This window comes from Streptomyces sp. NPDC059866 (genome assembly GCF_042731325.1).
GTDB classification, from domain to species: Bacteria; Actinomycetota; Actinomycetes; order Streptomycetales; family Streptomycetaceae; genus Streptomyces; species Streptomyces flavusporus.
Window position 1 is genome coordinate 38,492 of sequence record NZ_JBHWJT010000024.1, and the last position, 25,137, is coordinate 63,628.

The window sequence follows — 25,137 nt, forward strand, 5'->3', positions numbered from 1 at the left end:
GTTCGAGCGCTGTCCCGTGCGCTCTGGTCTACGCCGGGGAGATGGGGTCGGCAAGAGCGCATACGGTGTCAAGAGGGTGATCGTGACCGCGTCGTGACTCGCCCGGCTGTCAAGTCGGGGCAGCTACAGGAGTGACGGCACCTCCGGCGCCGCAACCTCCCGCGCCGCCCGTTCCAACGCGCTCGCCAGCAGTGCCAGGTCCGTCGGCCCGTTCCCCAACTCCCGTACGGGACGGCGCGTCGGCGGGTCGCCCATCCGCTGCCACTCCAGGGGAACGACCGTCGGCCGCAGCGTCGCCGTGCGCGGGATGCGGCCGGTGACCCGGCCGCCCTGGAAGGGCGTGACCCGTCCGTCGGGCCGGGTCAGCCGGCCTCGTCCCGGCGCCGGTTCGTCCGGTCCCGCGGTGGGTGCGTCGAGGGCGACGCGGAGGGAGGCCCTCCGCGCGGGTTCCGTCTCCGCCGTACGGCCCCCGGGGCCCGCCGCGGCCACGAGGTGGACGCCGAGCCGCTCGCCCTCCCGGGCCACCGCCTCCAGCGCACGCATCACGGACCCGGCCGCGGGCCGTCCCGGCGAGCCCAGCGGGGGCGACACCAGGGCGTCCAGATCGTCGACGACCACGACGAGCCGGGGCAGCGGCGGCGTCGCCTCCGCCTCTCTGCGAGCCGCGGGCCGCAGCCGCAGGGTGGCACTGGGCGGGGTGTCGAGATCCCCGGCACCGGCCGTGCTCGCCGAGCGCTGGGCGACCATCCGGCCCGACACCACACGCCCGGTGTGCCATTCCGCGAAGTCCGACCGGCCGAGCAGCTCGCCGCGCCGCTTCAGCTCGGCCGACAGGGACTGCGCGAACTCCCGCATACGGACCGGGTCGTTGGCGAGGAGATGGGTGGTGACATGCGGGATGTCCATACAGACGCGCAGTCCGTCGCCGGGCCCGCGGCCCGTGCTCACACCGTCCCGGCCGTCCATCAGGACCACGCTGAGCCGGTCCGGCCGCTCGGCCGCGGCGAGCGAGGCGACGATCGCCCGCAGCAGTTCCGTACGTCCGCTGCCCGGTGGTCCCTCGACCAGCAGGTGCGGGCCCTCGGCGACGAGGTCCACGCCGACCGGCCCGCGCGGCCCGGCGCCGAGCACGGCGCACGCCCGGCCGCCGAGCGCCTCGGTGTCGTCGGCCGCGTCCGCCCAGCGCGCCATCAACGACGCCGGCGTGGCCCGGGCCAGCCCCAGCTCGTCCAGCAGCCGCGCCGCCTGCGGCAACGGTGCCGACACACGCGCGTGCCGCCCGTCGGCGGCGGCATCCGTACGCAGCGGCGCCAGCGCCCGGGCGAACCGCTCGGCCCACGCGGGGGAGACGGCGTCCACGGCGGCCACCGTGCCGTGCCCGACGGGGCCCGGCCGGTCGCCCTGCGCTGTCCCCGCCCGTGCGACCCGCAGCAGCCGCAGCGCCGTCGCCACGTCACCGCTGAGCAGCGCGACGGCCCCGCACTCCCGGAACGCCGGCGCCACCGCGCAGGCCGCCTCGTAGGTCTCGGTGACGGGCGACGCGGGCGAGGCGGGGTCCGTCTCGGCCAGACACACCACGTGGATGCCGGCGCGGGGCCCCTCCACGACCAGCCGCGTCACCGCGTCCCGCAGTCCCGCACCGCCGGGATCGCCGTCCACGACGACCACGGTGTACGGCCCTGCGAAGCCGCCGCCCGGCTCCTCGTCCTCCGGTCCGTCGTCCCGGGCCCAGGAGGGGCGTCGAGGGGGAGTGGCGGGGGCGGTGCCGGCGGGTGGTGTGCTGTTCGGCCGCTCGGGGAGGTGGTCCGCCGGGCGGGGGGCCGAGTGGGCGGTGCCGCGGGGCCGGGTGGCGCTCGGCCGGTCCGCGAGGTGGTCCTCCAGGCGGCGCAGGAGTTCGTCGGTGCGGGCCGCGGCCTGTTCGCGGTCGTGGGCGAGGAGGAGGCGGCAGTCCTGGCCGTGCGCCGGGCGGAGATGCGGAAGCCAGCCGAGCCAGGACCACTCGGCGGTGCGCTCCTCGACGGAGCGCGAGCGGTCCGTGCTGATCAGGACGATTTCCAGGGCATCGGGCGCGTGCAGGGCGGCGAGCTGGGCCAGCACCGCGCGCGCCAGCCCGGCCAGTCGGGGGCGCGGCCCGGCCAGGCCCAGCGCCCCGGCCTCGCGCAGGTCGGCGGTCACCGGCACCGCGGGCAGCAGTCCGGAACCGTCGGGCGCGGTCCGGTCGGCCGTGCCGAGCCGCACGGTGAGCGCCTCCGGATGGCCCGGCCCGCGCTCCCACAGCCGCGGCCCCGGCCCCAGGGCCGTCAGCAGCAGAGCCGCCGGGTCCGGCCATGTCTCCGGTGCCGTGGCCCCGGCGGCGGACCCCGCCGCTCCACCGGCCGCTTCGGCGTCGTACACCCCGCGTCGTCCGGTCGCCCCCTGCTCGGTCCGCCCACCCGCCAGCCGCCGCGCCCACGCCGTGAGCCCTCCGCGCCTGCGCACGCCCTGCGGTACGTCCATGCCCCGCAGCGGGGTGCCCTTGCGGCGGCCCTCGCCGGCCGGCACGCCGTCGAGGTGTCCTACGCCGAATCCGGCGTGCGTCTCGCCGCCGGGGGGCGCCGCCGGGCCGGAGCCCGGGTGTGGGCGCGGGTGCAGATCCTGTCGGGTCTCGATCCGTGGAGCGCCGCCCTGCTCCGGAACGAGGGGCGCCTCGAGGGGCCCGTGCTCCGAGCCGCCGGGCGCTGCGGGGGACGTGGGGAGGGGGTGGCGGCCGTCCTGGGGCGCACCGGCCGGGGGTGTCCGCCGGCTCTCGGGGGGTACGGCTGCCGGGGTGCTCCGGCGGCTGTCCTGAGCCGTGGCTGCGTGATCCGACCGCGGGTTGTCCTGCGCCGCCCCCGCAAAGCCGCCCCCCGCCTCGCCACCACGTCCCTCGCTGCGCCCCCCGCCCGCCGAACCGTCGTCCCCCCGCTCGCCCGGCGCCTCCAGGTCCGCCGCCGGGCCGTAGGCGTGCCGGGTCCCGTCGGTCGGGGTGTTCGCGCGCGCGTGGGTCTCGTCCGGCGTCGGAGACACCCGAACGTGTCCCTCTCCGTCAGGGGCCGTCCGCATCCGCGCACCCGGCCCTCCGGCGGGGGCGAGCCGCAGGGTCGACTCGCCGATCCGCAGCAGCACGCCCGGTGTGAAGCGGATCGGGCGGGCACCCACGCGCGTGCCGTCCAGGGTGGTGCCGTTCGTGGAGCCGAGGTCGGCGACCGAGATGCGGCCCTCGGCGTCGAGGGTCACCGCACAGTGCAGCCGGGAGACGTCCGGGTCGTCGAGCGGGACGTCGGCGTCGGCGGAGCGGCCGATGCGGACCTGGCCGCCGTGCAGCAGATGGACGCCGCCGGCGTCGGGGCCGGCGATCACGTCGAGGCGGGCCGGGGCGTCGTCCACCTCCGGGTGGGGCTCGGGCTCGGCCGGAGCGCCCACGGACAGGACGGCGCCGTCGAGCAGCGGGGGCTCACCCAGCGTGCAGCGCTGTGGGTCGAGACGCTCCGCACCGGCGTACAGCACCACGGCTCCGGACAGCGGGGCGCCGCCGTCTCCGGAGACCGCCGAGGCCAGCGCGGAGGCCACCGCCGACAGAGCCGTGCCGGCCGGGGCCGTGACCAGCACGTCGCGGCTCGCGGCGTGGCCCTGCGCGTCGGCGGGGGCGGGCGGGCCCAGCGGGTCTACGACGGTCAGCCGGATCTGCATCGCCGTCAGCGGTCCCTTCTGCGCGGGCGCCCGCGGAACGGGGCCGAGGCCGCCCCGCGGTCCCCCACCGCGGACTTCCCCCACCACCACACGAGCACGTCGGCCAGTACTGGAGGCATCCTCGCACCTGCCACTGACAACGCGCCCGCCGCCCGCCGCCAAGTGATCTTGATTGGTCGGCTCTGCCCGCAAAAGTGACTGACCAGGGCCGTGCGGATGACCGCTTGAGATCGGTCACGTCCGGGTTCGGCAACCAACGGATCGGGTCGAGCGTCTTTCCTTCGAACATGTACCGGAGCGACGTGCCGGACCAAGTACCGGAACAGGTAGGGGAACAAGTACCGGAACAAGTACGGAGCGTGTACCGGAACCAGAGGGGAACCAGTCCGTAGGCCGTATGGACAGACGGCAGCCCGGTACCGAGGACGGCGGCACTACAGTGGGTCGGAAACAGTGGGTCGGAACACGCAAGCAAGCAGCAGGGAGCGCATGACGTGCGGCCGGTAGGCAGCAAGTACCTGCTCGAGGAGCCGCTCGGACGCGGCGCCACGGGCACCGTCTGGCGAGCCCGCCAGCGGGAGACCGCGGGTGCCGAGGCGGCCGTGCCCGGACAGCCCGGTGAGACCGTCGCGATCAAGGTCCTCAAGGAGGAGCTCGCGAGCGATCCCGATGTCGTGATGCGGTTCCTGCGGGAGCGGTCCGTCCTGCTCCGCCTGACCCACCCGAACATCGTCCGGGTCCGCGACCTGGTCGTCGAGGGCGATCTGCTGGCCCTGGTCATGGACCTCGTCGACGGCCCCGACCTGCACCGCTACCTGCGTGAGAACGGTCCCTTCACGCCCGTCGCGGCCGCCCTGCTCACCGCGCAGATCGCCGACGCGCTGGCCGCCAGCCACGCCGACGGCGTCGTCCACCGCGACCTGAAGCCGGCGAACGTCCTGCTCCAGCAGCACGGCGGCCAGATGCACCCGCTGCTGACCGACTTCGGCATCGCCCGGCTCGCCGACTCGCCCGGCCTCACCCGCACCCAGGAGTTCGTGGGCACGCCCGCGTACGTGGCGCCGGAGTCCGCCGAGGGCCGCCCGCAGACCTCGGCCGTCGACATCTACGGCGCCGGCATCCTGCTGTACGAGCTGGTCACCGGCCGACCGCCGTTCTCCGGCAGCTCGGCCCTGGAGGTGCTGCACCAGCACCTGAGCGCCGAACCGCGCCGCCCCTCCACCGTCCCCGAACCGCTGTGGACGGTCATCGAGCGCTGCCTGCGCAAGAACCCCGACGAACGCCCCAGCGCCGAGAACCTCGCGCGCGGCCTGCGGGTCGTCGCCGACGGCGTCGGTGTGCACGCGAACTCCGCGCAGATCGCCGCGGCCGAGGGCGTCGCCGCCCTCCTCGCACCTGACCCGGCGCCCGCGCCCGTGCCCGGAACTCCAGGTGCCGCCGACCCGACGCAGGTGCTGCCGCACGGATCGGCCGGGGCGGGGGCGTACGACCCGAACGGCGCAACCAGCGTGCTGCCGCACACCGGAGGCCCGGCGGGCGCCGCCGACCCCACCGCCGTACTGCCGAACACCGGGGCCGCCGACCCGACCGCGGTGATGCCGCCGGTACCGCCGAACCAGCCCGGCGGGCAGCAGCAGGGGCAGCAGCCCGATCAGCCGCACCCGTGGCAGTCGCAGCTGCGTGCCGCGCGCGACCGCAACGAGCAGACGCAGGTCCAGTACCTCGACCCCGGCGAGGACCCGCTGCGCCGCCGCCCGCAGCGGCAGGTCGCCCGGCCGCAGCAGCCGCGGCCGGCGCAGCAGCCCCAGCGGCGTCCGCAGCAGGGGCCGCCGCCCGGGTACGGCCATCCGCAGCAGCAACAGCCGCAGCAGTACGCCCCGCCGCCGCACCAGCAGCCCCAGCGGTATGCCCCTGCGCCCACGCCCGAGCCGCAGCGGCCGGCGCGTGAGCCGCGGCCGCCGCGGCAGCGCAGCGCCAATCCGATGCGGATTCCCGGGCTGGGCTGCCTGAAGGGGTGCCTGTTCACGATCGTCATCCTGTTTGTCGCAGGCTGGCTGATCTGGGAGCTGAGCCCGCTGCAGGAGTGGATCGGCACGGGCAAGGGCTACTGGGAGCAGCTCACGGACTGGTTCACCACGGTGACGGGGTGGATCGGGGATCTGGGCGGGGACTCCGGGACCTCCGAGGAGGGGCCCGGAGGTACGTCCACGCAGTAGCGAGTGAGTTGATTTGTCGACACCTGGCGGGTGATTTCCCTCTCCGCGGTGAAGGTAACGGCTCCGGGCGCGTAGTTTTGTCGGCTGGAGGTCCGGGGGTCGGCCCCCGGGACGGCGCAGCAGCGACAACACGCGTCTGTAGGAGCAGCCTTGGCACGGAAGATCGGCAGCCGGTACACCGCGAACCAGATCCTGGGACGTGGCAGCGCCGGCACGGTGTGGCTGGGCGAGGGACCCGACGGTCCCGTCGCCATCAAGCTGCTGCGCGAGGACCTCGCGTCCGACCAGGAGCTCGTCGGACGCTTCGTGCAGGAGCGCACCGCCCTGCTCGGCCTCGAGCACCCCAACGTCGTCTCGGTCCGCGACCTGGTGGTGGACGGCAACGACCTCGCGCTCGTCATGGACCTGGTCCGGGGCACGGACCTGCGCACCCGGCTGGAACGTGAGCGGCGGCTGTCCCCCGAGGCGGCCGTCGCGATCGTGGCCGACGTGGCGGAGGGGCTGGCGGCGGCGCACGCGGCAGGGGTCGTCCACCGGGACGTGAAGCCGGAGAACGTCCTGCTGGACATGCAGGGCCCGCTGGGCCCCGGGGGCTCGCATCGAGCGCTGCTCACGGACTTCGGCGTGGCCAAGCTGATCGATTCTCCACGGCGGACACGTGCCACGAAGATCATCGGTACGCCGGACTACCTGGCGCCCGAGATCGTGGAGGGGCTGCCGCCGCGGGCCGCGGTCGACATCTATGCGTTGGCGACCGTGCTGTACGAGCTGCTGGCCGGGTTCACGCCGTTCGGCGGCGGCCATCCGGGCGCGGTGCTGCGCCGGCATGTGACGGAGACGGTCGTCCCCCTCCCCGGCATCCCCGACGAGCTGTGGCAGCTGATCGTGCAGTGCCTGGCGAAGGGACCGGCGTCCCGGCTGCGGGCGTCGGAGCTGGCGGCACGGCTGCGGGAGCAGCTGCCGGCGCTTGCGGGCATGCCGCCACTGGATGTGGACGAGCCGGACGTGGAGGACGGCGACGTCCCGGCCGAGGCGGCGCCGGTGGCGGGGGAGCCGGAGATGCCGGTACGGGTGCGGCGGGGGGCTGTGCCCCTGGTACCCGGCGCGAAGCCCGACTCCAACCGTGACACGCATACGTCGATGAGGGTGCCGGCCCCGGACGAGCTGGCGGGCGGTGCACGGGGGACGGCACGGGCACCGCGCGCGACGGGCGCCCCGCGCCCCGGTTCGGCCCGGCACCGGGCGACCACCCGACGTCGACGCCTGACCCTGGGCGTGGCGGCGGCTGTGCTGGTGGCGGCGGCCGGGGCCGGTACATGGCTGGCCACGTCGGGTGACGACGCGGGGGCAACACCACAGGACACGAAGGATTCGGCTCCGGCATCTCCCTGAACCTTGGGACGGCGGTCGGCGACAACCAGCCGGTCCGGCGCTTGAGGACGAGGCCGTTCAGGCCGAATCGGGGGTCTGGGGGCGCAGCCCCCAGCGGGGCCGGCACCAGCGCCGGGTGCCCGCACAAGCCACACTCACCCGGCGCTGGTCACCCGGCGGAGCCGTTACGCTGGGAGCGTGGCAGTCGTCGATGTATCCGAAGAGCTCAAGTCCCTCTCCTCGACCATGGAGTCGATCGAGGCCGTTCTGGACCTCGAGAAGCTGAGGGCAGACATCGCCGTGCTCGAGGAGCAGGCAGCCGCGCCGTCCCTGTGGGACAACCCGGACGAGGCGCAGAAGATCACCAGCAAGCTCTCCCATCTCCAGGCCGAGGTCAGGAAGGCGGAGGCGCTGCGCGGGCGGATTGACGATCTTGCCGTGCTGTTCGAGATGGCCGAGGAGGAGGACGACCCGGACACCCGTGCCGAGGCGGAGTCCGAGCTCGCCGCCGTCAGGAAGGCGCTGGACGAGATGGAAGTGCGGACGCTGCTCAGCGGGGAGTACGACGCCCGTGAGGCGCTCGTCAACATCCGTGCCGAGGCCGGTGGCGTCGACGCCGCCGACTTCGCCGAGCGGCTCCAGCGCATGTACCTGCGGTGGGCCGAGCAGCACGGCTACAAGACCGAGGTCTACGAGACGTCGTACGCCGAAGAGGCCGGCATCAAGTCGACCACCTTCGCCGTCCAGGTGCCGTACGCCTACGGCACCCTCTCCGTCGAGCAGGGCACCCACCGTCTCGTGCGCATCTCGCCCTTCGACAACCAGGGGCGCCGGCAGACCTCCTTCGCCGGTGTGGAAGTGCTTCCCGTCGTCGAGCAGTCCGACCACGTCGAGATCGACGAGTCCGAGCTGCGTATCGACGTCTACCGGTCCTCCGGGCCGGGTGGTCAGGGCGTCAACACCACCGACTCCGCGGTGCGCATCACGCACCTGCCGACCGGCATCGTCGTCTCCTGCCAGAACGAGCGGTCGCAGATCCAGAACAAGGCCACGGCCATGAACGTCCTTCAGGCCAAGCTGCTGGAGCGGCGCCGCCAGGAGGAGCAGGCCAAGATGGACGCCCTCAAGGGTGACGGTGGCAACTCCTGGGGCAACCAGATGCGTTCGTACGTGCTGCACCCGTACCAGATGGTCAAGGACCTGCGCACCGAGCACGAAGTCGGTAACCCCGAGGCCGTGTTCAACGGCGAGATCGACGGGTTCCTGGAGGCTGGAATTCGCTGGCGCAAGCAGCAGGAGAAGTAAGCGAAGCGTTTTGTCGACAAGGCAACTGCCGCCCTTCCGGCGGCAGTTGCCTTTTCTGTTCCTGCATGTCTGGGTTTTACATCACACTCACACGCTTCAACGCCCGGCAAAGAAGGCGTAACTGGACATCGCGCGCGCAACGGCCTTGACGTTGCTTTGAAAAATGGGAAGGGTGAAGCGTGGCATGCGTATCTCTGGGGCGCATGTGAACCGGGGGGCTTCACCACAGCTGTCTCCGTCGATCACGGCCCCGAGCGCCGCCTCACTGACGATCAGCTACTGGGGGTAGCAACCACATGACCAACAAGACGCGGATCCGTATCGCGCGGCTCGCTGCTGGTGCGGTGATCGCCGCCGGCGCTTCGCTGACCGCCGCGGGTGCCGCTTCCGCGGACGACTGCGGCTTCCTGGGTATCGGGTGCGCCACGCCGTCCCCGACTCCGACCGAGCTTCCCACGGACCCGCCGACGGACGTCCCGACGGACCTGCCGACGGACCTGCCGACGGACCCCACGGATGAGCCCACCGAGCCCACCGAGGAGCCGACGGAGGAGCCCACCGAGGAGCCGACGGAAGAGCCCACCGAGGAGCCGACCGACGGCCCGGGCAACGGGAACGGCAACGGCAACGGCAATGGCAACGGCAACGGCAACGGTGCTGGCGGCAACAACGCCGACCCCGACGGCGGCTCCGGCGACGCCGCCCAGGGTGAGGGCGACTCGGCCCTCACCGACACCGGTACGGAGCCCTCGGCCGACACCTCGGCCCAGGGCGGCGGCGAGGAGCTCGCCGAGACGGGTGCCGCACAGACCACGTTCCTGGTCATCGGTGCCGCCACGATGATCGCCGGTGGTGTCGGCTTCCGCGTGCTGCCGCGTCTCGTGGGCGGCCGTGGTGGTGCGGCTGCCTGAAGGTAGCCGTCAGTAGCCTGCGTCGTACGGAACGTACGCACGGCGTACCGCGAAGGGCCCGGAGCGCACGCTCCGGGCCCTTCGTATGTCTCTGACGGCCGCTGTCTCCGACGGCCGCGCGGATTACCGGATCACGCGGTCTGGTGCGCCAGCAGCGCCACCGCCGCGATCAGCACCGCGAGCAGCGCGATCAGCGTCATCGGGTTCAGCGCGGCGAACGGGTTCTCCTGCTGCAGCCGCTCGCGGTTGGCCCGGCACACGGGGCAGCGGCCCTCGCTGACGGGCGACGCACAATTCGCGCACACCAGCCGGTCGTACGTCATGCGCTCGCCCTCCTAGCGGCCGTACCGGTTCACTTCTCCAACGCTTGGGGGAACGCGAACGTTCCCCCTCCACTGTGCCAGGTTCCTCCGGAGGGTGCGTCGGGTCGCTCCGAGAGGGGTGGCTTGTCATGTTTCGCGGCTGCGGGTCGTCGGTGGTTTCTCGCGCAGTGCCCCGCGCCCCTTCACGTAGGTGACCTCGCCGTCGGGACAAATGCGCACAAGCCTTACGCAACCCCTACCGGTGCCTGCGCTTGCGTCCCCGGGTCGCGTATGGTCACGCACATCTACCCCCGGCGACCCGTGGTGCATCCGTGATCCGATTCGACAATGTCTCCAAGGTCTACCCCAAGCAGACCCGCCCCGCACTCAGGGATGTCTCCCTGGAAGTGGAGAAGGGCGAGTTCGTGTTCCTCGTGGGGTCCTCCGGCTCCGGAAAGTCCACCTTCCTGCGGCTGGTCCTCCGCGAGGAGCGGGCCAGTCACGGACAGGTGCACGTCCTGGGCAAGGATCTCGCCCGTCTGTCCAACTGGAAGGTGCCGCACATGCGGCGGCAGTTGGGGACGGTGTTCCAGGACTTCCGGCTGCTGCCGAACAAGACGGTCGGCGAGAACGTCGCGTTCGCGCAGGAGGTCATCGGCAAGTCGCGCGGCGAGATCCGCAAGTCAGTGCCGCAGGTGCTCGAACTGGTCGGGCTCGGCGGCAAGGAGGACCGGATGCCGGGCGAGCTGTCCGGTGGTGAACAGCAGCGCGTCGCCATCGCGCGGGCCTTCGTCAACCGGCCCAAGCTGCTGATCGCCGACGAGCCCACGGGCAACCTCGACCCGCAGACCTCCGTCGGCATCATGAAGCTGCTCGACCGCATCAACCGGACGGGCACCACTGTGGTGATGGCGACGCACGACCAGAACATCGTGGACCAGATGCGCAAGCGCGTCATCGAGCTGGAGAAGGGCCGCCTCGTCCGCGACCAGGCCCGCGGCGTCTACGGCTACCAGCACTGAGACAGCAACCGCAGACCCCTCGCAGACGTCCACGGAAAGGCTTGAAGCAGACGCCATGCGCGCCCAGTTCGTTCTGTCGGAGATCGGTGTCGGTCTCCGCCGCAATCTGACGATGACCTTCGCGGTCATCGTCTCGGTCGCCCTGTCCCTGGCCCTGTTCGGCGGTTCGCTGCTGATGAGCGACCAGGTGAACACCATGAAGGGGTACTGGTACGACAAGGTCAACGTCTCGATCTTCCTCTGCAACAAGAGCGACGCCGAGTCCGACCCCAACTGCGCCAAGGGTGCGGTCACCGGGGAGCAGAAGGAGCAGATCCTCACCGACCTCAAGAAGATGTCGGTCGTCGACACGGTGACGCACGAGTCGCAGGACCGGGCGTACAAGCACTACAAGGAGCAGTTCGGTGACTCCCCGCTGGCCAGCTCCCTCACGCCGGACCAGATGCAGGAGTCGTACCGCATCAAGCTGAAGGACCCGGAGAAGTACCAGGTCATCGCGACCGCCTTCAACGGGCGGGACGGTGTGCAGTCCGTGCAGGACCAAAAGGGCATTCTGGACAATCTGTTCGGGCTGCTCAACGGCATGAACTGGGCCGCGCGCGCGGTGATGGCGCTGATGCTGGTCGTCGCGCTGATGCTGATCGTCAACACGGTGCGCGTCTCGGCGTTCAGTCGACGGCGTGAGACCGGGATCATGCGCCTGGTCGGTGCCTCCGGCTTCTACATCCAGGCGCCGTTCATCATGGAGGCCGCGGTCGCCGGACTCATCGGCGGCGGTGTCGCCTGCGCGTTCCTGGTGATCGCGCGGTACTTCATCATCGATCACGGGCTCGCACTGTCCGAGAAGCTGAATCTGATCAACTTCATTGGCTGGGACGCCGTTCTGACGAAGCTCCCACTCATTCTCGCGACAAGTCTGCTGATGCCTGCCTTGGCCGCCTTCTTCGCGTTGCGCAAGTACCTGAAGGTGTGACGCATGCCAAGAGGGCCGTACGGTCAACCCGCCGTGCGGCCCTTCGCGTTGTCCTAGACTCACCGGCATGTCAGGTCCCGACCCGTTCTGTCAGCCCCGCCGCCTGCGCCGTGGGGCCGCCCTGACATTGGTGTTCGCGAGCGTGCTCGTCGCCGGTGCGGCCACGGGCTCGCTGCCGACGTCGGACCGCAAGCCCACCCCCGGCGCCACCCGTACCGCCGCTTCCGCCGCCCGGCACGACGAGGTCACCGAGGCCGCCGCCGAGGCCCTGGCCGAGGGAAAGTCCCCGATGGAGGCCGCGCAGCGCGCCGTCAGCCGTAGCGGGGACCGCTGGGACGCCGTCTACTCCCAGGGCGAGTACGAGGAGTTCGAGGAGGCCCTCGACGGCGAGTACACCGGCGTCGGACTGTCGGCGCGGCGTGAGCGGGACGGCCGGATCAAGGTGACCGAGGTGGCCGCCGGTTCACCCGCGGCCGCTGCCGGCATCCGCGCGGGCGACCGGCTGCACAGCATCGACGGCACGAAGGTCGACGGGCGTCCCGTCACCGAGGTCGTCTCCTTACTGCGCGGTGACGCCACCGACGCGGCCGCCGGGACGTCCGTCCGCCTCGGTCTGGAGCGCGGTACGCGCGCGTGGACCCAGGCCCTGCACCGGGCCCGCCTCTCCACCGACTCCGTGACCTCCCAGAAGCTGTCCGACGACGTCACCGCCATCAGGATCGGCGCCTTCACCAAGGGCTCCGGCGACATCGTCCGCAATGCCGTACGACAGGCCCCGGCCGCCTCCGGGATCATCCTCGACCTGCGCGGCAACTCCGGCGGCCTGGTCACCGAGGCCGTCACCGCCGCCTCCGCCTTCCTCGACGGCGGCCTGGTCGCCACCTACGACGTCGACGGCGAGCAGCGCGCCCTGCATGCCGAACCCGGCGGCGACACCGCCAGACCCCTGGTCGCGCTCGTCGACGGCGGCACGATGAGCGCGGCCGAGCTGCTCACCGGCGCCCTGCAGGACCGCGGCCGCGCGGTCGTCGTGGGCTCCCGCACCTTCGGCAAGGGCTCGGTCCAGATGCCGAGCCGGCTGCCCGACGGCTCCGTCGCCGAGCTGACCGTCGGCCACTACCGCACGCCCGCCGGCCGCAGCGTCGACGGCCACGGCATCACCCCTGACCTGGAGGCCGACCGGCAGGCGCTGCAGCGGGCGGAGACGGTCCTGACAGGTCTCGGTCAGTAGCCGCCCGCACCGTAAATCGGCTTCCCCCGGACCCCCTCCGTAGTGCGAAAATGGACGGCACTATGAGCAAGGGAATGTACGTACCGAAGGAGTCCCAGCCCAAGCAGGGCGGGGCGGCGGCCGCGAAGGCCAGGGACGGCGAGAAGGGCGGCAAGCGCAAGATCGTCGCCCAGAACAAGAAGGCCCGGCACGACTACGCCATCATCGACACCTATGAGGCCGGCCTCGTCCTCATGGGCACCGAGGTCAAGTCGCTGCGCGAGGGGCGGACATCGCTGACGGACGGCTTCGTCCAGATCGACCGGGGCGAGGCGTGGCTGCACAACGCCCACATCCCCGAGTACCACCAGGGCAGCTGGACCAACCACTCCGCGCGCCGCAAGCGCAAGCTCCTCCTGCACCGCGAGGAGATCGACAAGCTGGAGGCCAAGTCCCAGGAGACGGGTCACACGATCGTGCCCCTCGCCCTGTACTTCAAGGACGGTCGCGCGAAGGCCGAGATCGCCCTGGCGCGAGGCAAGAAGGAGTACGACAAGCGCCAGACCCTGCGGGAGAAGCAGGACCGGCGGGAGTCGGACCGGGCGATCGCGGCGGCAAAGCGGCGACAGCGGAGCGCCTGACGGGCGGGAATACAGTGGCATCGTCGTGCGTTGGTCACGTACGATGGCACCAACACCGGCCGGCCCGGTGGGCGCATTGAAAAATCAACATGGGGATGATCGGTTTCGACAGCGGCTGTTGAAGCAGGGGAAGCGTGTCGAGGAAGCGGCAATGATCTCGTAAACCATATGTCGCAAAAAATAATCGCCAACACCAAGCGCGATTCCTTCGCCCTCGCTGCCTAAGTAGCGACTTGCGAAGTGTCAGCCCGGGGCTGTTCCCGACCCGGATCCTGGCATCAGCTAGGGAACTAAACCTTGATCCCGGTCACGGGGTGAAGAGGGAAACCAAACAGTGACTGGGCCCGTCGGCGACTTGTTCGCGTGATCGCCGGGGCCGAGAAAATCGCAGCGGACTGCACACGGAGAAGCCCTGATTCTGCACCGTTGGACGCGGGTTCGATTCCCGCCATCTCCACGATTCGGGAGGTTTCCGAACCTCCTTCCCCCATGTGGGCAAAGGCCTCGCCGCCTCCGGGCAGCGGGGCCTTTGCCATGCTGACCGCCTGAACCAGAGTGACCTGTGACACTGCTGTGACCGGAGGTGTGGGTTCCGCCACAGCCTGGGGGTGCGGACCCTGGTGAGGTGGGCGGATGCCTACCGCCTCGCGCACCGTTCCCGCCGCCCTCGCCGGTGCTCTGCTGCTTGCCGCGTGTGGTTCCCAGAGCGCCTCGCAGGGCGACGACGCAACCGGTGCCGGCGGCGACGTTCGGGTCCGAGCCGACGCGCTGTGCCCGGCCGACTTCTCGCAGTACGGCAGTCCGCCGCCGTCCTCCGAGCCGTCCGTCACCCCCTCCGGTACGCCGACGCCGCTTCCCCTGCCCTCCTCCGATGGTCCGGGCGAGGACGGGGTCAAGGTCACCGGCCTGTACGCCTGGGGTGCGGAAAGCGGATGCGCGGCGGACTTCTCCGCCGAGTTCGAGGTCACCAACCGAGGGACGAAGGCGGCCACTTATACGGTGACCATCGGGTTCCTGACGAGTTCCGGAGGCGCGGTCGACAACGTCGAGAAGACCGTCGAGTCGGTCGGGCCGGGGCAGACCGTCAAGGGGACCGTCGCCATGACGGAGCCGGCCGGGGACGCACCCGAGGTGTCGGGCGTGGAGGTGATCAAGGTACGCAGCGTTCCCGCCGACGAGGCGCCGTCCGCCTCGGGGCCGTGCCCCGCGTCCGGCGTGCACGTCTACGCGGACAAGGGGGACGCCGCCATGGGGCTGCGTGTCGTCGGGCTGCATCTCGTCAACTGCGGCACCGAGACCTACCGGCTCAACGGCTACCCGGAGCTCGAACTCCTCGACGAGGACCACGACAAAGTCGACGGCGTGCGGATCCTCGAGGGGACCGACCGGATCAGCACCGCCACCGGTGGGAGCGGCAGCCCGCAACCCGTTGTTCTGCGGCCGGGTGAGGCCGCGCAGTCGACGTTGGCGTGGCGGAACACCACGGAGGCCGGCGTCGGCGACCCCGTCAACGCGCCGTACGCCCGCGTGCGGGCGAAGCCCGGTGCCGACCCTGTGGTGGTCGAGCCGGAACTGGACCTCGGGACGACGGGGCAGCTCGGCGTCGGGCCGTGGAAGACGGACGAGACGCACCGAGGGACCGACACCGACACCGCGCGGCCGATGCCGCCGTACCCGTCCGTCGTCCCGTCGTCCTTCCCGTCTCCCTGAGCCCTCGGTGATCGGTTTCTTGGTCCTCCTCGCGTGGGCGGGAGCGCTGTACCTGCTCGCCCTTCCGCGTGTCGCGCCCGGCGTCAAGGTCCTTGTCCTCACCACGCCCCGGTGGCCGTGGTGGTCCGGCTTCTGGACGCGGTCCTCGGAATGCCTTCCGCCGCCGCCCGGGTCGTCGCGGTGTTCGGCGTCGTACTGATCGCGCTGAACGGGCTCGTCATGCGCTACGGGGGCGTCGGCGTCTCCAAGGCGTTTCCCCCGCAGGCGTACTGCCTCCACGAGGGCGGCAGCACCGACAGTCCCGCGCCGGGTGCCCAGTTCGTGTTCCGGGTCTGTTCCGTCAGCAGCCTGCTGCTGCTCGCGGCCGGCCTGTGGCAGGTCGCGCGGGACCCGAAGACGCTTGCGCGGCAGTTCCGTACGGGCAGGTCGCTCACTCGGTGAACCACCATGGTGGACGCGTCCGTTATGGTGTCCCACTCCATATCGGCGGGTCGTTCACGCTTCTACGGTCCCTCCGCATGACACAGACCAGAGCCGCAAGTCGTCGCGTCGCCGTCCTGGCCACCCTTCTCATCGCCCTGATCGCAGCCTTCCTCACGCCGGGCAGAGCCACGGCCGCCTCGCTCCAGGAGGTGACCGGGTTCGGCTCCAACCCCGGCGCCCTGCGCATGTTCCGGTACGTCCCCGACGGGCTGCCCGCCGGCCGGCCCGTGGTCGTCGCGCTGCACGGGTGCACGCAGAACGCCTCCGGGTACGGCACCGGCAGCGGATGGATGCAACTCGCCGACCGCTGGGGTTTCTCCGTCGTGCTGCCGCAGCAGCAGACCGCCAACAACGCCTCGTCCTGCTTCAACTGGTTCCAGAGCGGCGACATCGCACGCGGCCAGGGCGAGGCCGCGTCCGTCGCGCAGATGGTCGACCGGCAGCTCGCCGACACCTCCGGCGACGCGTCGCGCGTCTACGTCACCGGGCTGTCCGCCGGGGGCGGGATGACCGCCGTGATGATGGCGGCGTATCCGGAGAAGTTCGCTTCGGGCGGGATCGTCGCCGGGCTGCCGTACGGGTGTGCGCAGGCCGCCGGGTCGCCGTATGTGTGCATGTACGTCGGTGCCACACAGACCCCGAAGCAGTGGGGTGACCGCGTGCGCGCCGCCCGGCCCGGGCACACCGGCCCCTGGCCCACACTGATCGCCTTCCAGGGCACGGCCGACTACACCGTGAAGCCCGTCAACATGACCGACCTGATGCGGCAGTGGACCGATGTGCACGGGGCCGATCAGGCCGCCGACGTCAGCGACACCGTCGCCGGCTACCCCCACCAGGTCTTCAAGGACGCGGGCGGGCGTGCGGTCGTGGAGACGTACAGCATCACCGGGATGGGACACGGGCAGCCCGTCGACCCCGGGAGCGGGAGCGAGCAGTGCGGGAGCGCCGGGGCGTATGTCCTCGACGTGAACCTGTGCGCAGCATTCCGGATGGGGCGGGCCTGGGGGCTGGGCTGAGCCGAAGTGTTCTGTCGTCGCGGGCGGTTGTCACGAGGAGCAGAAACCGAGATCAACGACTGTTCACGCAACCGCCCGCCGCGCCGTACTCCCCCGCTCCGTCATCCTCGGCGCCAGCAACGTCGCCTCCGGTACGGCCTTTCCGCCCAGCTTCTTCACCAGCAACTCCACCGCCCGCGCCCCCACCTCACCGGACGGCAGCGCGATCGACGTCACCGGCACCCGCAGCGACTCGGCCAGCTCGTCCGGGCAGATCGCGGTGACGGACAGGTCACCCGGCACCCGCAGCCCCAGCTCCTCGAAGGCGTCGATCAGCGGCTCCAGGATCGCCTCGTTGTGGACGACGACGCCCGTCAAAGCGGGCTGCTCCCGCAACAGTTGCTCGGCGACAGCGCGAGCCGCCGCGGGTGACGCCGCGCACGGGTGCACGGACGAGGCGAGCCGCCCCCGGTCGGCGGCGGCCGTGAAGCCCTGCACCACCCGCTGGGCGAACGCCGTCTGCCGTACGTACACCTCCGGCGGCGACCCCACCAGCGCCACCACCCGGTGCCCGAGCCCGGCCAGATGCTCCACGCAACGCTCGCCGGCCGCCTTGAAGTCGAGGTCGATGCAGGTCAGCCCGGCCGGCTCGGCGGGGAAGCCGATCAGTACCGACGGCCGGTCCAGCGAGCGCAGCAACGGCAGCCGGGGGTCGGCGAGTTGGACGTCCATCACGATCAGCGCGTCCACCAGCGCGGTGTCCGCGACCCGCCTCAGCCCCTCCTCGCCCTCCTCCTGCGTCAGCAGCAGCACGTCGTGGTCGTGTCCGCGTGCCGTGGTCACCACCGACACCGCGAACTGCATCACCACCGGCACATGGATCCCGGCCCGTAACGGCACCACCAGCGCCAGCACCTTCGATCTGCTGGTGGCCAGCGCGCGGGCGCCGGCGTGCGGGCGGTAGCCGAGGGCGCGGATGGACGCCTCGACGCGCTGCCGGGTCTCCTCGGAGATCGGGCGTTTGCCGCTGAGCGCGTAGGACACGGTGCTGGGGGAGACCCCGGCGTGCCGGGCCACGTCCGTGATCTTGACCATCAGTCCAGCTCCAGGGAGAGAAACGTCGAAGCGCTTCGACGGGGGAAGGTATGGGGGAGCTGTGAGGGCGTCAATGGGTTGCGCGGGAACTTGCGCGGGAACTTGCGCGGGAACTTGCGCGGGAACTTGCGCGGGAATCGGTGAGACGGTTCGGGCCGCCGAACGAACCGAGCGAGACCGCCAGCGCCAGGGTCACCGCTGCGAGGGGCACGCCGTACCCGGCCGTCACCGACAGCTGCTCCACCGCCCAGCCGCCGACGGCACTGCCGCAGGCGATGCCGCCGAGGAGGGCGGTCACGGCGAGGGTCATGCCCTCGTTGAGGCGGTCGGCGGGCGTGCGGTGCTGGAGAAGCGTCATGGCGGTGACCATCGTGGGAGCCGTTGCCATGCCGGCGAGGAGCAGCGCGGCCGCCAGGGCGACGAGGGAGGGCGCCAGGTTCGCGGCCAGGAGGGGGAGGGCCATGAGGGACGCCATCGCGGCCATGCACCACGGCAGCCGGCGTTCCGCCGGGCCCGTCGGCCGCAGCGTGCCGAACAGCAGCCCGGCCGCGCCCGAGGCCGCCGCCTGGAGGCCGAGCAGGACACCCGCCGCCGTGCGGCTGCCCTGCGCGTCGGCGAAGGCGATCGTGACCACCTCCATCGAGCCGAACACCGCGCCGGTGGCCAGGAAGGCGGTGAGCAGCCGGGGGATGCCGGGTGAGCGGAGCGGGGACCGGGTCTTCCGGAAGGGTCCGACGGGCGGCTGCGTCGAACGCTGTGCGGTGAACAGCAGCATGCCGGTGAGCAGCAGCACCGCGCCGACCAGCGTGCCCGCCTCCGGGAAGAGCGTCCCGCACAGCAGGGCCGCGAGCACCGGGCCCAGCATGAAACACAGCTCGTCCGCGGCCTGCTCGAAGGAGTTCGCGGTGTGCAGGGCCTCGGCGTCGCCGCGCAGCAGATGGGCCCAGCGGGCGCGGGACATGCCGCCGATGTTGGGGGTCGTCGCGGTGGCGGCGTAGGCGGCGAAGAGGGTCCAGTCGGGGGCGTCGTAGTGCACACAGAGCAGCAGGGCCAGGCTGCCGAGGACCGCCAGCAGCGTGGCCGGTACGGCGATCCGGGCCTGGCCGTGGCGGTCGACGAGCCGGGCGACCCACGGAGCGACCACCGCGGTCGCCGCGAGGCCGGTCGCGGTGACGGCGCCGGCGAGGGCGTACGAGCCCCGCGTGCCGGCGATCATCACGACCGCGCTCACGCTGAACATGCCCATGGGAAGCCGGGCGATCAGGTTCCCGGCCGTGAAGGCCCGGGTGCCGGGGATCATGAACAGGCGGCGGTACGGGCCGGGCCGGCGGCCGCCGGAGCGGGGGGAGAAGTCGACGGTGACGAGGGAGTCCGCGGTGACGGTGTGGAGGGGCTGAGGGGTGACGGTGCGGAGGGGCTGAGGGCTGCTGTCCGGCATGGGGACAACCGTCGCCCGTGAACGATCACCGGGTCCAACACTTACTCCGTACCGATTCACGCACCCGTGTTGTAAGTTCGCCGGATGCCCGCCCCGCCCCACCTCGACCCCCGCCTCCTGCGCGCCTTCGTCACCGTCGCCGAGGAACTGCACTTCACCCGCGCCGCGGCCCGTCTCTACGTCGCCCAGCAGGCGCTCAGCAGGGACGTACGGCGGCTGGAGCGGGAGGTGGGCGCCGAGCTGTTCGTACGGACCACCCGGCAGGTGACGCTGACGGCGGACGGCGAGCGGCTGCTGCCGTACGCACGCCGGGTGCTGACGGCGCAGGAGGAGCTCCTCGCCGCCTTCGGACAGGCCCGCCCCCTGCTGGTCGACCTGAACTCCCCGGGGCTCGGCACCCCGCGCCAGGTGCTGCACCGGGCCCGTGAACTCGCCCCGGAACACGAGCTGATGGCCCGCTACGAGAGCGGGCTGACCGGCGCGGCGGGGGAGCTGCTCGCCGGGCGGCTCGACGCGTCGTTCGGGCGCTTCGCGGGGCTGGAACCGGCGCTGCAGGCCCGGCTGGAGCACCAGCTCGTCCGGTACGAGCCGATGGCGATCGTGCTGGCCGAGGACCACCGGCTGGTCTCCCTGGAGGCGGTGCCGCTCGCCGAGCTGGCGGGCGAGACCGTGTACGCGGGGGCGGGGAACCCGCGGACGCCGGAGTGGACCGACCTGGCGCGCCGACTGTTCGAGGGGCGGGGGATCGAGATCGCGCCACCGCTTCCCCTGGCCGTCGGTGACGAGGAGTTCGAGCGGATCATGGCCAAGACCCGCTGCCCGGTGCTCGCCGTGGTGGACTTCCCGGACATGCCCCGGACGGTACGGCGGCCGCTCGTCGACCCCGTTCCGCTGTCACCGGTGTCGTTGGTGTGGCGGAAGGGGCTGGTGCATCCGGCGTTCGACGCGCTGCGTCGGGCGGCGGCCGGGCTGGCGGCCGAGGAGGGGTGGCTGCGGCTGCCGGTCGGGGGCTGGATCCCCGCCATCGACAAGCGCTCGCCGAATGTCCAGAAATGACACCCCGCACACACACAACCTCCGCGTGCGCTACATTCATGGCCCGAGCACGGTGTGGTAAACGGGGCGCTCGAACCTCATGGGGGCTTGGTTCGGTCGACGGGTGCTCGGTGTCGTCTGCGCACCCGGAACTGTCCCGTGGGGGGAAGTGCGCGCGTGAGCAAGTGGCGAGAAGACGCCCGACCTGAAGCAGAGTGGCCCGAACCTGCGTCCCCGACGGGGGAAGTGCGGGGGCTGCCGGGCCGGGGTCGGGGCCGGGCCGGGGAGACCCAGGCCTTCCCGGAGACCGCGAGTACGTCGGCCGTACAGGACGACGACCGCGATCCGGAGACCAGGGCGATCGCCCTGCGCGATCCCTGGGCGGAACCCGAGGAGAGCGGACGCGCCGGCGGTGCGGCGGGCAGGCAGGCCGAGACGTCCCCCGAGATATCCGGCGCGCCCACCCACGACCCCCACGAGGTCACCGTCCAGCTCGACGCCGTAGGCCTGCACCTGGGTCAGCTGGTCCCCGGGCAGCCGGGACCCGCGCGGCCGGGCGGGGCGCAGGACGCCTCCGACGGGCCCGTGTTCGTGGACGAGTCGGGCCGCAGAAGCCGTACGTTCCGCCGGATAGGCATGGCCGTGGGCCTGGCCTGCGCGATCTACGCCGTCGTCATGGTCGTGACCCTCCTGTCCGGCAGCTCCAACGCTCCCTGGCTGCCCGTCCCGGACCAGAACGGCAAACCGGCCGGCAAGGTCGACAGCCCCCCGCTGCCCGCACAGTCGGCCCAGCCCACCGCCACCGGCGTCGAAACCCCGGGCAGCACGCCGACGGCCGGCCCCGACACCACGCCGGTGCCGGGCGACGCCGACGCCACCGCCCCCGGCACCGCCACCACCCCCGACGCGTCGGGCACGTCCGCCGACCCCACGCCCACCGCGACGCGGACGGCCCCCGACCCCGGCACCAGCGACCCGGCCCCGCCCGTTCCGTCGTCGCCGGTCACCAACTCGCCCGCCCCGAGCCCCACCGGCGGCACCTCGGCCGACCCCTCCCCGTCGGCGGGCGGTGACAGCGGGGGCACGAGCGCCGGCACCGGCACGGTGGCGGACGGCCCGCCCCAGCCGGTCCCCGCCGCCCAGGACCAGGCTGCCGCCGCGCTCACCACCCCGTCCCTGTAGTCCCTGGAGTACCACCTCTGATGGCATCCCGCCCAAGCCGTCAAGGGGCCGGCCGGACCGGAGCCCGCGACGGCTCCCGACGCCGCCGCCTGCCCCTGCGCTATCTGCTGCCCGTGCTCGTCCTCGTCGCCCTGATGGCGATGCTGATGCTGCGCGGCTACGTGCACAGCGAGATCCTGGCCGACCACCGCGTCCGCCCGCCGGCCGCCACCGACCGCGTACCGGAGCGGATCCTGAACGGCGGCCCGGTCATCGACACGCGCAGCGGCCGCACCACGAGCCTGAGCGTGCCCGACCACCGCCTCGTCCTCACCTTCGACGACGGCCCGGACCCGGTCTGGACGCCGAAGGTCCTGGACGTGCTGAAGAAGCACGACGCGCACGCCGTCTTCTTCGTCACCGGCACCATGGCCTCTCGCTATCCCGACCTGGTCAAGCGCATGGTGGAGGAGGGCCACGAGGTCGGCCTGCACACCTTCAACCACCCCGACCTCTCCTACCAGTCGAAGCAGCGCATCGACTGGGAGCTGTCCCAGAACCAGCTCGCGATATCCGGCGCCGCCGGCATCCGCACCTCGCTCTTCCGCCCGCCGTACTCCTCGTTCTCCGCCGCGATGGACAACAAGTCCTGGCCGGTGACCGAGTACATCGGCAGGCGCGGCTACATCACCGTCGTCAACAACACCGACAGCGAGGACTGGCGCAGGCCCGGCGCCGACGAGATCATCCGCCGCTCCACCCCGGCCGACGGCAAGGGCGCGATCGTCCTGATGCACGACTCCGGCGGCGACCGCAGCCAGACGGTGGCGGCGCTGGACCGGTTCCTGCCCGACATGAAGGACCGGGGCTACGAGTTCGACAACCTCACCGAAGCCCTCGACGCGCCCAGCGCGCACACGCAGGTCAGCGGCCTGGAGCTGTGGAAGGGCAAGGCATGGATCGTCCTCGTCCAGGCCTCGGAGAACATCACCGACGTGCTGGTGGCCGGCTTGGCGGTGGTCGGCTCCCTCGTCATCGGCCGCTTCGTCCTGATGCTCGTCCTCTCCGGCTGGCACGCCCGCCGCGTCCGGCGCCCCGGCTTCCGCTGGGGACCGCCGGTCACCGAACCGGTGTCGGTGCTGGTCCCGGCGTACAACGAGGCCAAGTGCATCGAGAACACCGTCCGTTCCCTGATGGCGAGCGAGCACCCGATCGAGGTGATCGTCGTCGACGACGGTTCCTCCGACGGCACGGCCCGCATCGTCGAGGCAATGGGGCTGCCCAACGTCCGGGTCGTCCGTCAGCTCAACGCGGGCAAGCCGGCCGCGCTCAACCGGGGCCTTGCGAACGCCCGTTACGACATCATCGTCATGATGGACGGCGACACCGTCTTTGAACCCTCCACCGTCCGCGAACTCGTCCAGCCCTTCGGCGACCCGCAGGTCGGCGCCGTCGCGGGCAACGCGAAGGTCGGCAACCGCGACTCGCTCATCGGCGCATGGCAGCACATCGAGTACGTGATGGGCTTCAACCTCGACCGCCGCATGTACGACGTCCTGCGCTGCATGCCGACGATCCCGGGCGCGGTGGGAGCGTTCCGCCGATCGGCGTTGGAACGAGTCGGCGGCATGAGCGACGACACCCTCGCCGAGGACACCGACATCACCATGGCGTTGCACCGCGACGGCTGGGGAGTCGTCTACGCGGAGAACGCCCGCGCCTGGACCGAGGCCCCGGAAACGGTCCAGCAGCTGTGGTCCCAGCGCTACCGCTGGTCGTACGGCACGATGCAGGCCATCTGGAAGCACCGCCGCGCCCTTCTGGACCGGGGCCCGTCGGGCCGCTTCGGCCGCGTGGGCCTGCCGCTGGTGTCCCTGTTCATGGTCCTGGCCCCCCTCCTGGCCCCGCTGATCGACGTGTTCTTGTTGTACGGCATCATCTTCGGCCCCACCGGCAAGACGATCATGGCCTGGCTGGGCGTCCTGGCGATCCAACTGTTCTGCGCGGCGTACGCCTTCCGCCTGGACCGCGAACGCATGACCCACCTCATCTCGCTCCCGCTCCAGCAGATCCTCTACCGCCAGCTCATGTACGTGGTCCTCCTCCAGTCCTGGATCACCGCCCTGACGGGTGGCCGGCTGCGGTGGCAGAAGCTGCGGCGGACGGGCGTCGTGGGCGCCCCTCTCGGGGCGGTGCCGAGCCAGCGGGGCGCGGAGACGGACGACCGGAGGCCGGTGGGATGAGCAACAGATACACAGAGGGCCCGGTCACCGGGACGACACCGTCGTCGTACGGCATCCCGCTGCAACGGACGCCCGACACCGCCCCGGACACGGCGGCGGCCCCGCCGGCGAAGCCGCCCGCCGGCCGGGACCGCTACCTGGACCTCCTGCGCTCGATAGCTCTGGTCCGCGTGGTCGTCTACCACCTGTTCGGCTGGGCGTGGCTGACCGTGCTGTTCCCGTCGATGGGCGTGATGTTCGCGCTGGCGGGTTCGCTGATGGCGAGGTCGCTGAAGCGCCCTGCCTGGGGTGTCATCCGGGGCAGGATCAGGCGGTTGCTGCCACCGCTGTGGGCGTTCAGCGCGGTGGTGCTGACACTGCTGTTCGCGGGTGGCTGGAACCCGACGAAGAACACCGAGGAGAGCCCCACCTGGGCCCTGCTGGAACTGGTCAACTACGTCATCCCGATCGGCGCTCCGCCGTTCCCCTGGCACATCGGCTCCAAGTCGGGCCTGCTGGAGGACACCTGGGCGGTACAGGCGTCTGGCCCGCTGTGGTACCTGCGGGCGTACCTGTGGTTCGTGGTCGCCTCCCCGCTCCTGCTGTGGGCGTACCGCAGGGCCCCTTGGCCGACGCTGTTGGCCCCGCTGGGCCTGACGGCGATCGTCGGCACCGGCCTGGTGAAGATCCCCGGCGAAACGGGCAACGCGGTCACGGACTTCGCGATCTACGGCGGCTGCTGGGTCCTGGGCTTCGCGCACCACGAGGGCCTGCTGCGTCAGATCCCGCGGTATGTGGCGGTCTCCTGCTCGTCCCTCCTCATGGCCTTCGGCCTGTGGTGGGCGTCGGGCCACCTCGGCGCGGACGGCTGGGATCTGAACGACATTCCACTGGCCCAGGCGACATGGTCGTTCGGCTTCGTCGTCATCCTGCTCCAGTACTCCCCGTCCTGGCAGGAACTGCCGGGCCGGCTGGCGAAGTGGGACCGCGTCGTGACGTTGTCCAACAACCGCGCGGTCACGATCTACCTCTGGCACAACATGCTGATCATGGCCACGATCCCGATCATCGACCTCGTCTACGAGCTTCCGTTCATGCAGGGCGACAGCGCGGTGGCGGCGATGGACGCGACGTACATGCTGTGGATGTTCTGCCTGGTCTGGCCCCTGATCGGTCTCGCGATCCTGACGGTCGGCTGGATCGAGGACATCGGGGCGCGGCGGAGGCCGCGGTTGTGGCCGGATGGTGGGAGGCGTGGGGGTCGGCGCGGGATTCGCCGTCAGTGACCGAACGCTCGTGCCGCCGGAGGACGCGTCGGTGCCGGGCGCACCATCGC

Annotated in this window: 19 protein-coding genes and 1 other RNA gene; 16 read left to right on the forward strand and 4 right to left on the reverse strand. The window is 71.8% G+C overall.

Annotation, left to right across the window (positions count from 1 at the left end; translation table 11 throughout):
- Positions 1–123 precede the first annotated feature (123 nt).
- Positions 124–3,708, reverse strand: coding sequence for an FHA domain-containing protein (locus tag ACFV7R_RS32230; protein WP_385269972.1), 3,585 nt, complete (start codon positions 3,706–3,708; stop codon positions 124–126).
- Positions 3,709–4,202: 494 nt separating this feature from the next.
- On the opposite strand from ACFV7R_RS32230, the gene ACFV7R_RS32235 reads away from it, so the two are divergent.
- From ACFV7R_RS32235 to ACFV7R_RS32250, 4 genes are all read left to right on the forward strand, one after another.
- Positions 4,203–5,924 carry a serine/threonine-protein kinase gene (locus tag ACFV7R_RS32235; RefSeq protein ID WP_385269767.1) on the forward strand — a complete coding sequence of 574 codons (1,722 nt, stop codon included), beginning with the start codon at positions 4,203–4,205 and terminating at the stop codon, positions 5,922–5,924.
- Positions 5,925–6,074: 150 nt separating this feature from the next.
- On the forward strand, positions 6,075–7,316 hold the full coding sequence (locus ACFV7R_RS32240; protein WP_385269769.1) for a serine/threonine-protein kinase: 1,242 nt from the start codon (positions 6,075–6,077) through the stop codon (positions 7,314–7,316).
- Positions 7,317–7,493: 177 nt separating this feature from the next.
- Positions 7,494–8,600 carry a peptide chain release factor 2 gene (gene prfB / locus ACFV7R_RS32245; protein WP_129799792.1) on the forward strand — a complete coding sequence of 369 codons (1,107 nt, stop codon included), beginning with the start codon at positions 7,494–7,496 and terminating at the stop codon, positions 8,598–8,600.
- Between the two features lie 296 nt (positions 8,601–8,896).
- On the forward strand, positions 8,897–9,511 hold the full coding sequence (locus ACFV7R_RS32250; RefSeq protein WP_385269771.1) for a hypothetical protein: 615 nt from the start codon (positions 8,897–8,899) through the stop codon (positions 9,509–9,511).
- A 131-nt stretch (positions 9,512–9,642) separates the two neighbouring features.
- On the opposite strand, the gene ACFV7R_RS32255 is transcribed toward ACFV7R_RS32250, so the two are convergent.
- Positions 9,643–9,834: a hypothetical protein gene (locus ACFV7R_RS32255; protein WP_129799790.1), complete on the reverse strand. Its 192-nt coding sequence runs from the start codon at positions 9,832–9,834 to the stop codon at positions 9,643–9,645.
- Between the two features lie 311 nt (positions 9,835–10,145).
- Here ACFV7R_RS32255 and ftsE point away from each other — a divergent pair, with 311 nt between their 5' ends.
- The 8 genes from ftsE to ACFV7R_RS32295 all read left to right on the forward strand — a co-directional run bounded on the left by ftsE (position 10,146) and on the right by ACFV7R_RS32295 (position 16,871).
- A complete protein-coding gene (ftsE, locus tag ACFV7R_RS32260; protein WP_129799789.1) occupies positions 10,146–10,835 on the forward strand; it encodes a cell division ATP-binding protein FtsE in 690 nt (229 codons plus the stop codon).
- Positions 10,836–10,890: 55 nt separating this feature from the next.
- Entirely contained in the window at positions 10,891–11,808 is a 918-nt protein-coding gene (gene ftsX, locus ACFV7R_RS32265) for a permease-like cell division protein FtsX (RefSeq protein ID WP_129799788.1), read from the forward strand.
- Between the two features lie 67 nt (positions 11,809–11,875).
- Positions 11,876–13,039, forward strand: a complete 1,164-nt coding sequence (locus tag ACFV7R_RS32270; protein WP_385269774.1) for a S41 family peptidase — start codon at positions 11,876–11,878, stop codon at positions 13,037–13,039.
- Positions 13,040–13,113: 74 nt separating this feature from the next.
- Complete coding sequence (gene smpB, locus ACFV7R_RS32275) at positions 13,114–13,659, forward strand: SsrA-binding protein SmpB (protein ID WP_385269974.1); 546 nt, start codon at positions 13,114–13,116, stop codon at positions 13,657–13,659.
- A 91-nt stretch (positions 13,660–13,750) separates the two neighbouring features.
- Positions 13,751–14,119: a transfer-messenger RNA gene (gene ssrA / locus ACFV7R_RS32280) on the forward strand.
- Between the two features lie 173 nt (positions 14,120–14,292).
- Complete coding sequence (locus tag ACFV7R_RS32285; RefSeq protein ID WP_385269776.1) at positions 14,293–15,369, forward strand: DUF4232 domain-containing protein; 1,077 nt, start codon at positions 14,293–14,295, stop codon at positions 15,367–15,369.
- 111 nt (positions 15,370–15,480) lie between these two features.
- On the forward strand, positions 15,481–15,810 hold the full coding sequence (locus ACFV7R_RS32290; RefSeq protein ID WP_385269778.1) for a hypothetical protein: 330 nt from the start codon (positions 15,481–15,483) through the stop codon (positions 15,808–15,810).
- 77 nt (positions 15,811–15,887) lie between these two features.
- A complete protein-coding gene (locus ACFV7R_RS32295; RefSeq protein WP_385269780.1) occupies positions 15,888–16,871 on the forward strand; it encodes an alpha/beta hydrolase family esterase in 984 nt (327 codons plus the stop codon).
- 63 nt (positions 16,872–16,934) lie between these two features.
- Here ACFV7R_RS32295 and ACFV7R_RS32300 read toward each other — a convergent pair whose 3' ends face one another.
- Both ACFV7R_RS32300 and ACFV7R_RS32305 read right to left on the reverse strand, forming a co-directional pair.
- Complete coding sequence (locus ACFV7R_RS32300; protein WP_385269782.1) at positions 16,935–17,945, reverse strand: LacI family DNA-binding transcriptional regulator; 1,011 nt, start codon at positions 17,943–17,945, stop codon at positions 16,935–16,937.
- A gap of 70 nt (positions 17,946–18,015) precedes the next feature.
- Positions 18,016–19,383: an MFS transporter gene (locus ACFV7R_RS32305; RefSeq protein WP_385269784.1), complete on the reverse strand. Its 1,368-nt coding sequence runs from the start codon at positions 19,381–19,383 to the stop codon at positions 18,016–18,018.
- Between the two features lie 84 nt (positions 19,384–19,467).
- Between ACFV7R_RS32305 and ACFV7R_RS32310 the strand changes: the two genes are divergently transcribed.
- From ACFV7R_RS32310 to ACFV7R_RS32325, 4 genes are all read left to right on the forward strand, one after another.
- Positions 19,468–20,439 (forward strand): LysR family transcriptional regulator, encoded by a 972-nt coding sequence (locus ACFV7R_RS32310; RefSeq protein WP_385269786.1) that lies wholly within the window; start codon positions 19,468–19,470, stop codon positions 20,437–20,439.
- A 156-nt stretch (positions 20,440–20,595) separates the two neighbouring features.
- Complete coding sequence (locus ACFV7R_RS32315) at positions 20,596–21,600, forward strand: hypothetical protein (protein ID WP_385269788.1); 1,005 nt, start codon at positions 20,596–20,598, stop codon at positions 21,598–21,600.
- A gap of 20 nt (positions 21,601–21,620) precedes the next feature.
- Positions 21,621–23,822: a glycosyltransferase gene (locus ACFV7R_RS32320; protein WP_385269790.1), complete on the forward strand. Its 2,202-nt coding sequence runs from the start codon at positions 21,621–21,623 to the stop codon at positions 23,820–23,822.
- The gene (locus ACFV7R_RS32325; RefSeq protein WP_385269792.1) at positions 23,819–25,087 is read left to right on the forward strand and encodes an acyltransferase; all 1,269 of its coding nucleotides are present in this window, start codon (positions 23,819–23,821) and stop codon (positions 25,085–25,087) included. The genes ACFV7R_RS32320 and ACFV7R_RS32325 overlap by 4 nt, the downstream gene beginning before the upstream one ends.
- The last annotated feature ends 50 nt before the right edge of the window (positions 25,088–25,137 follow it).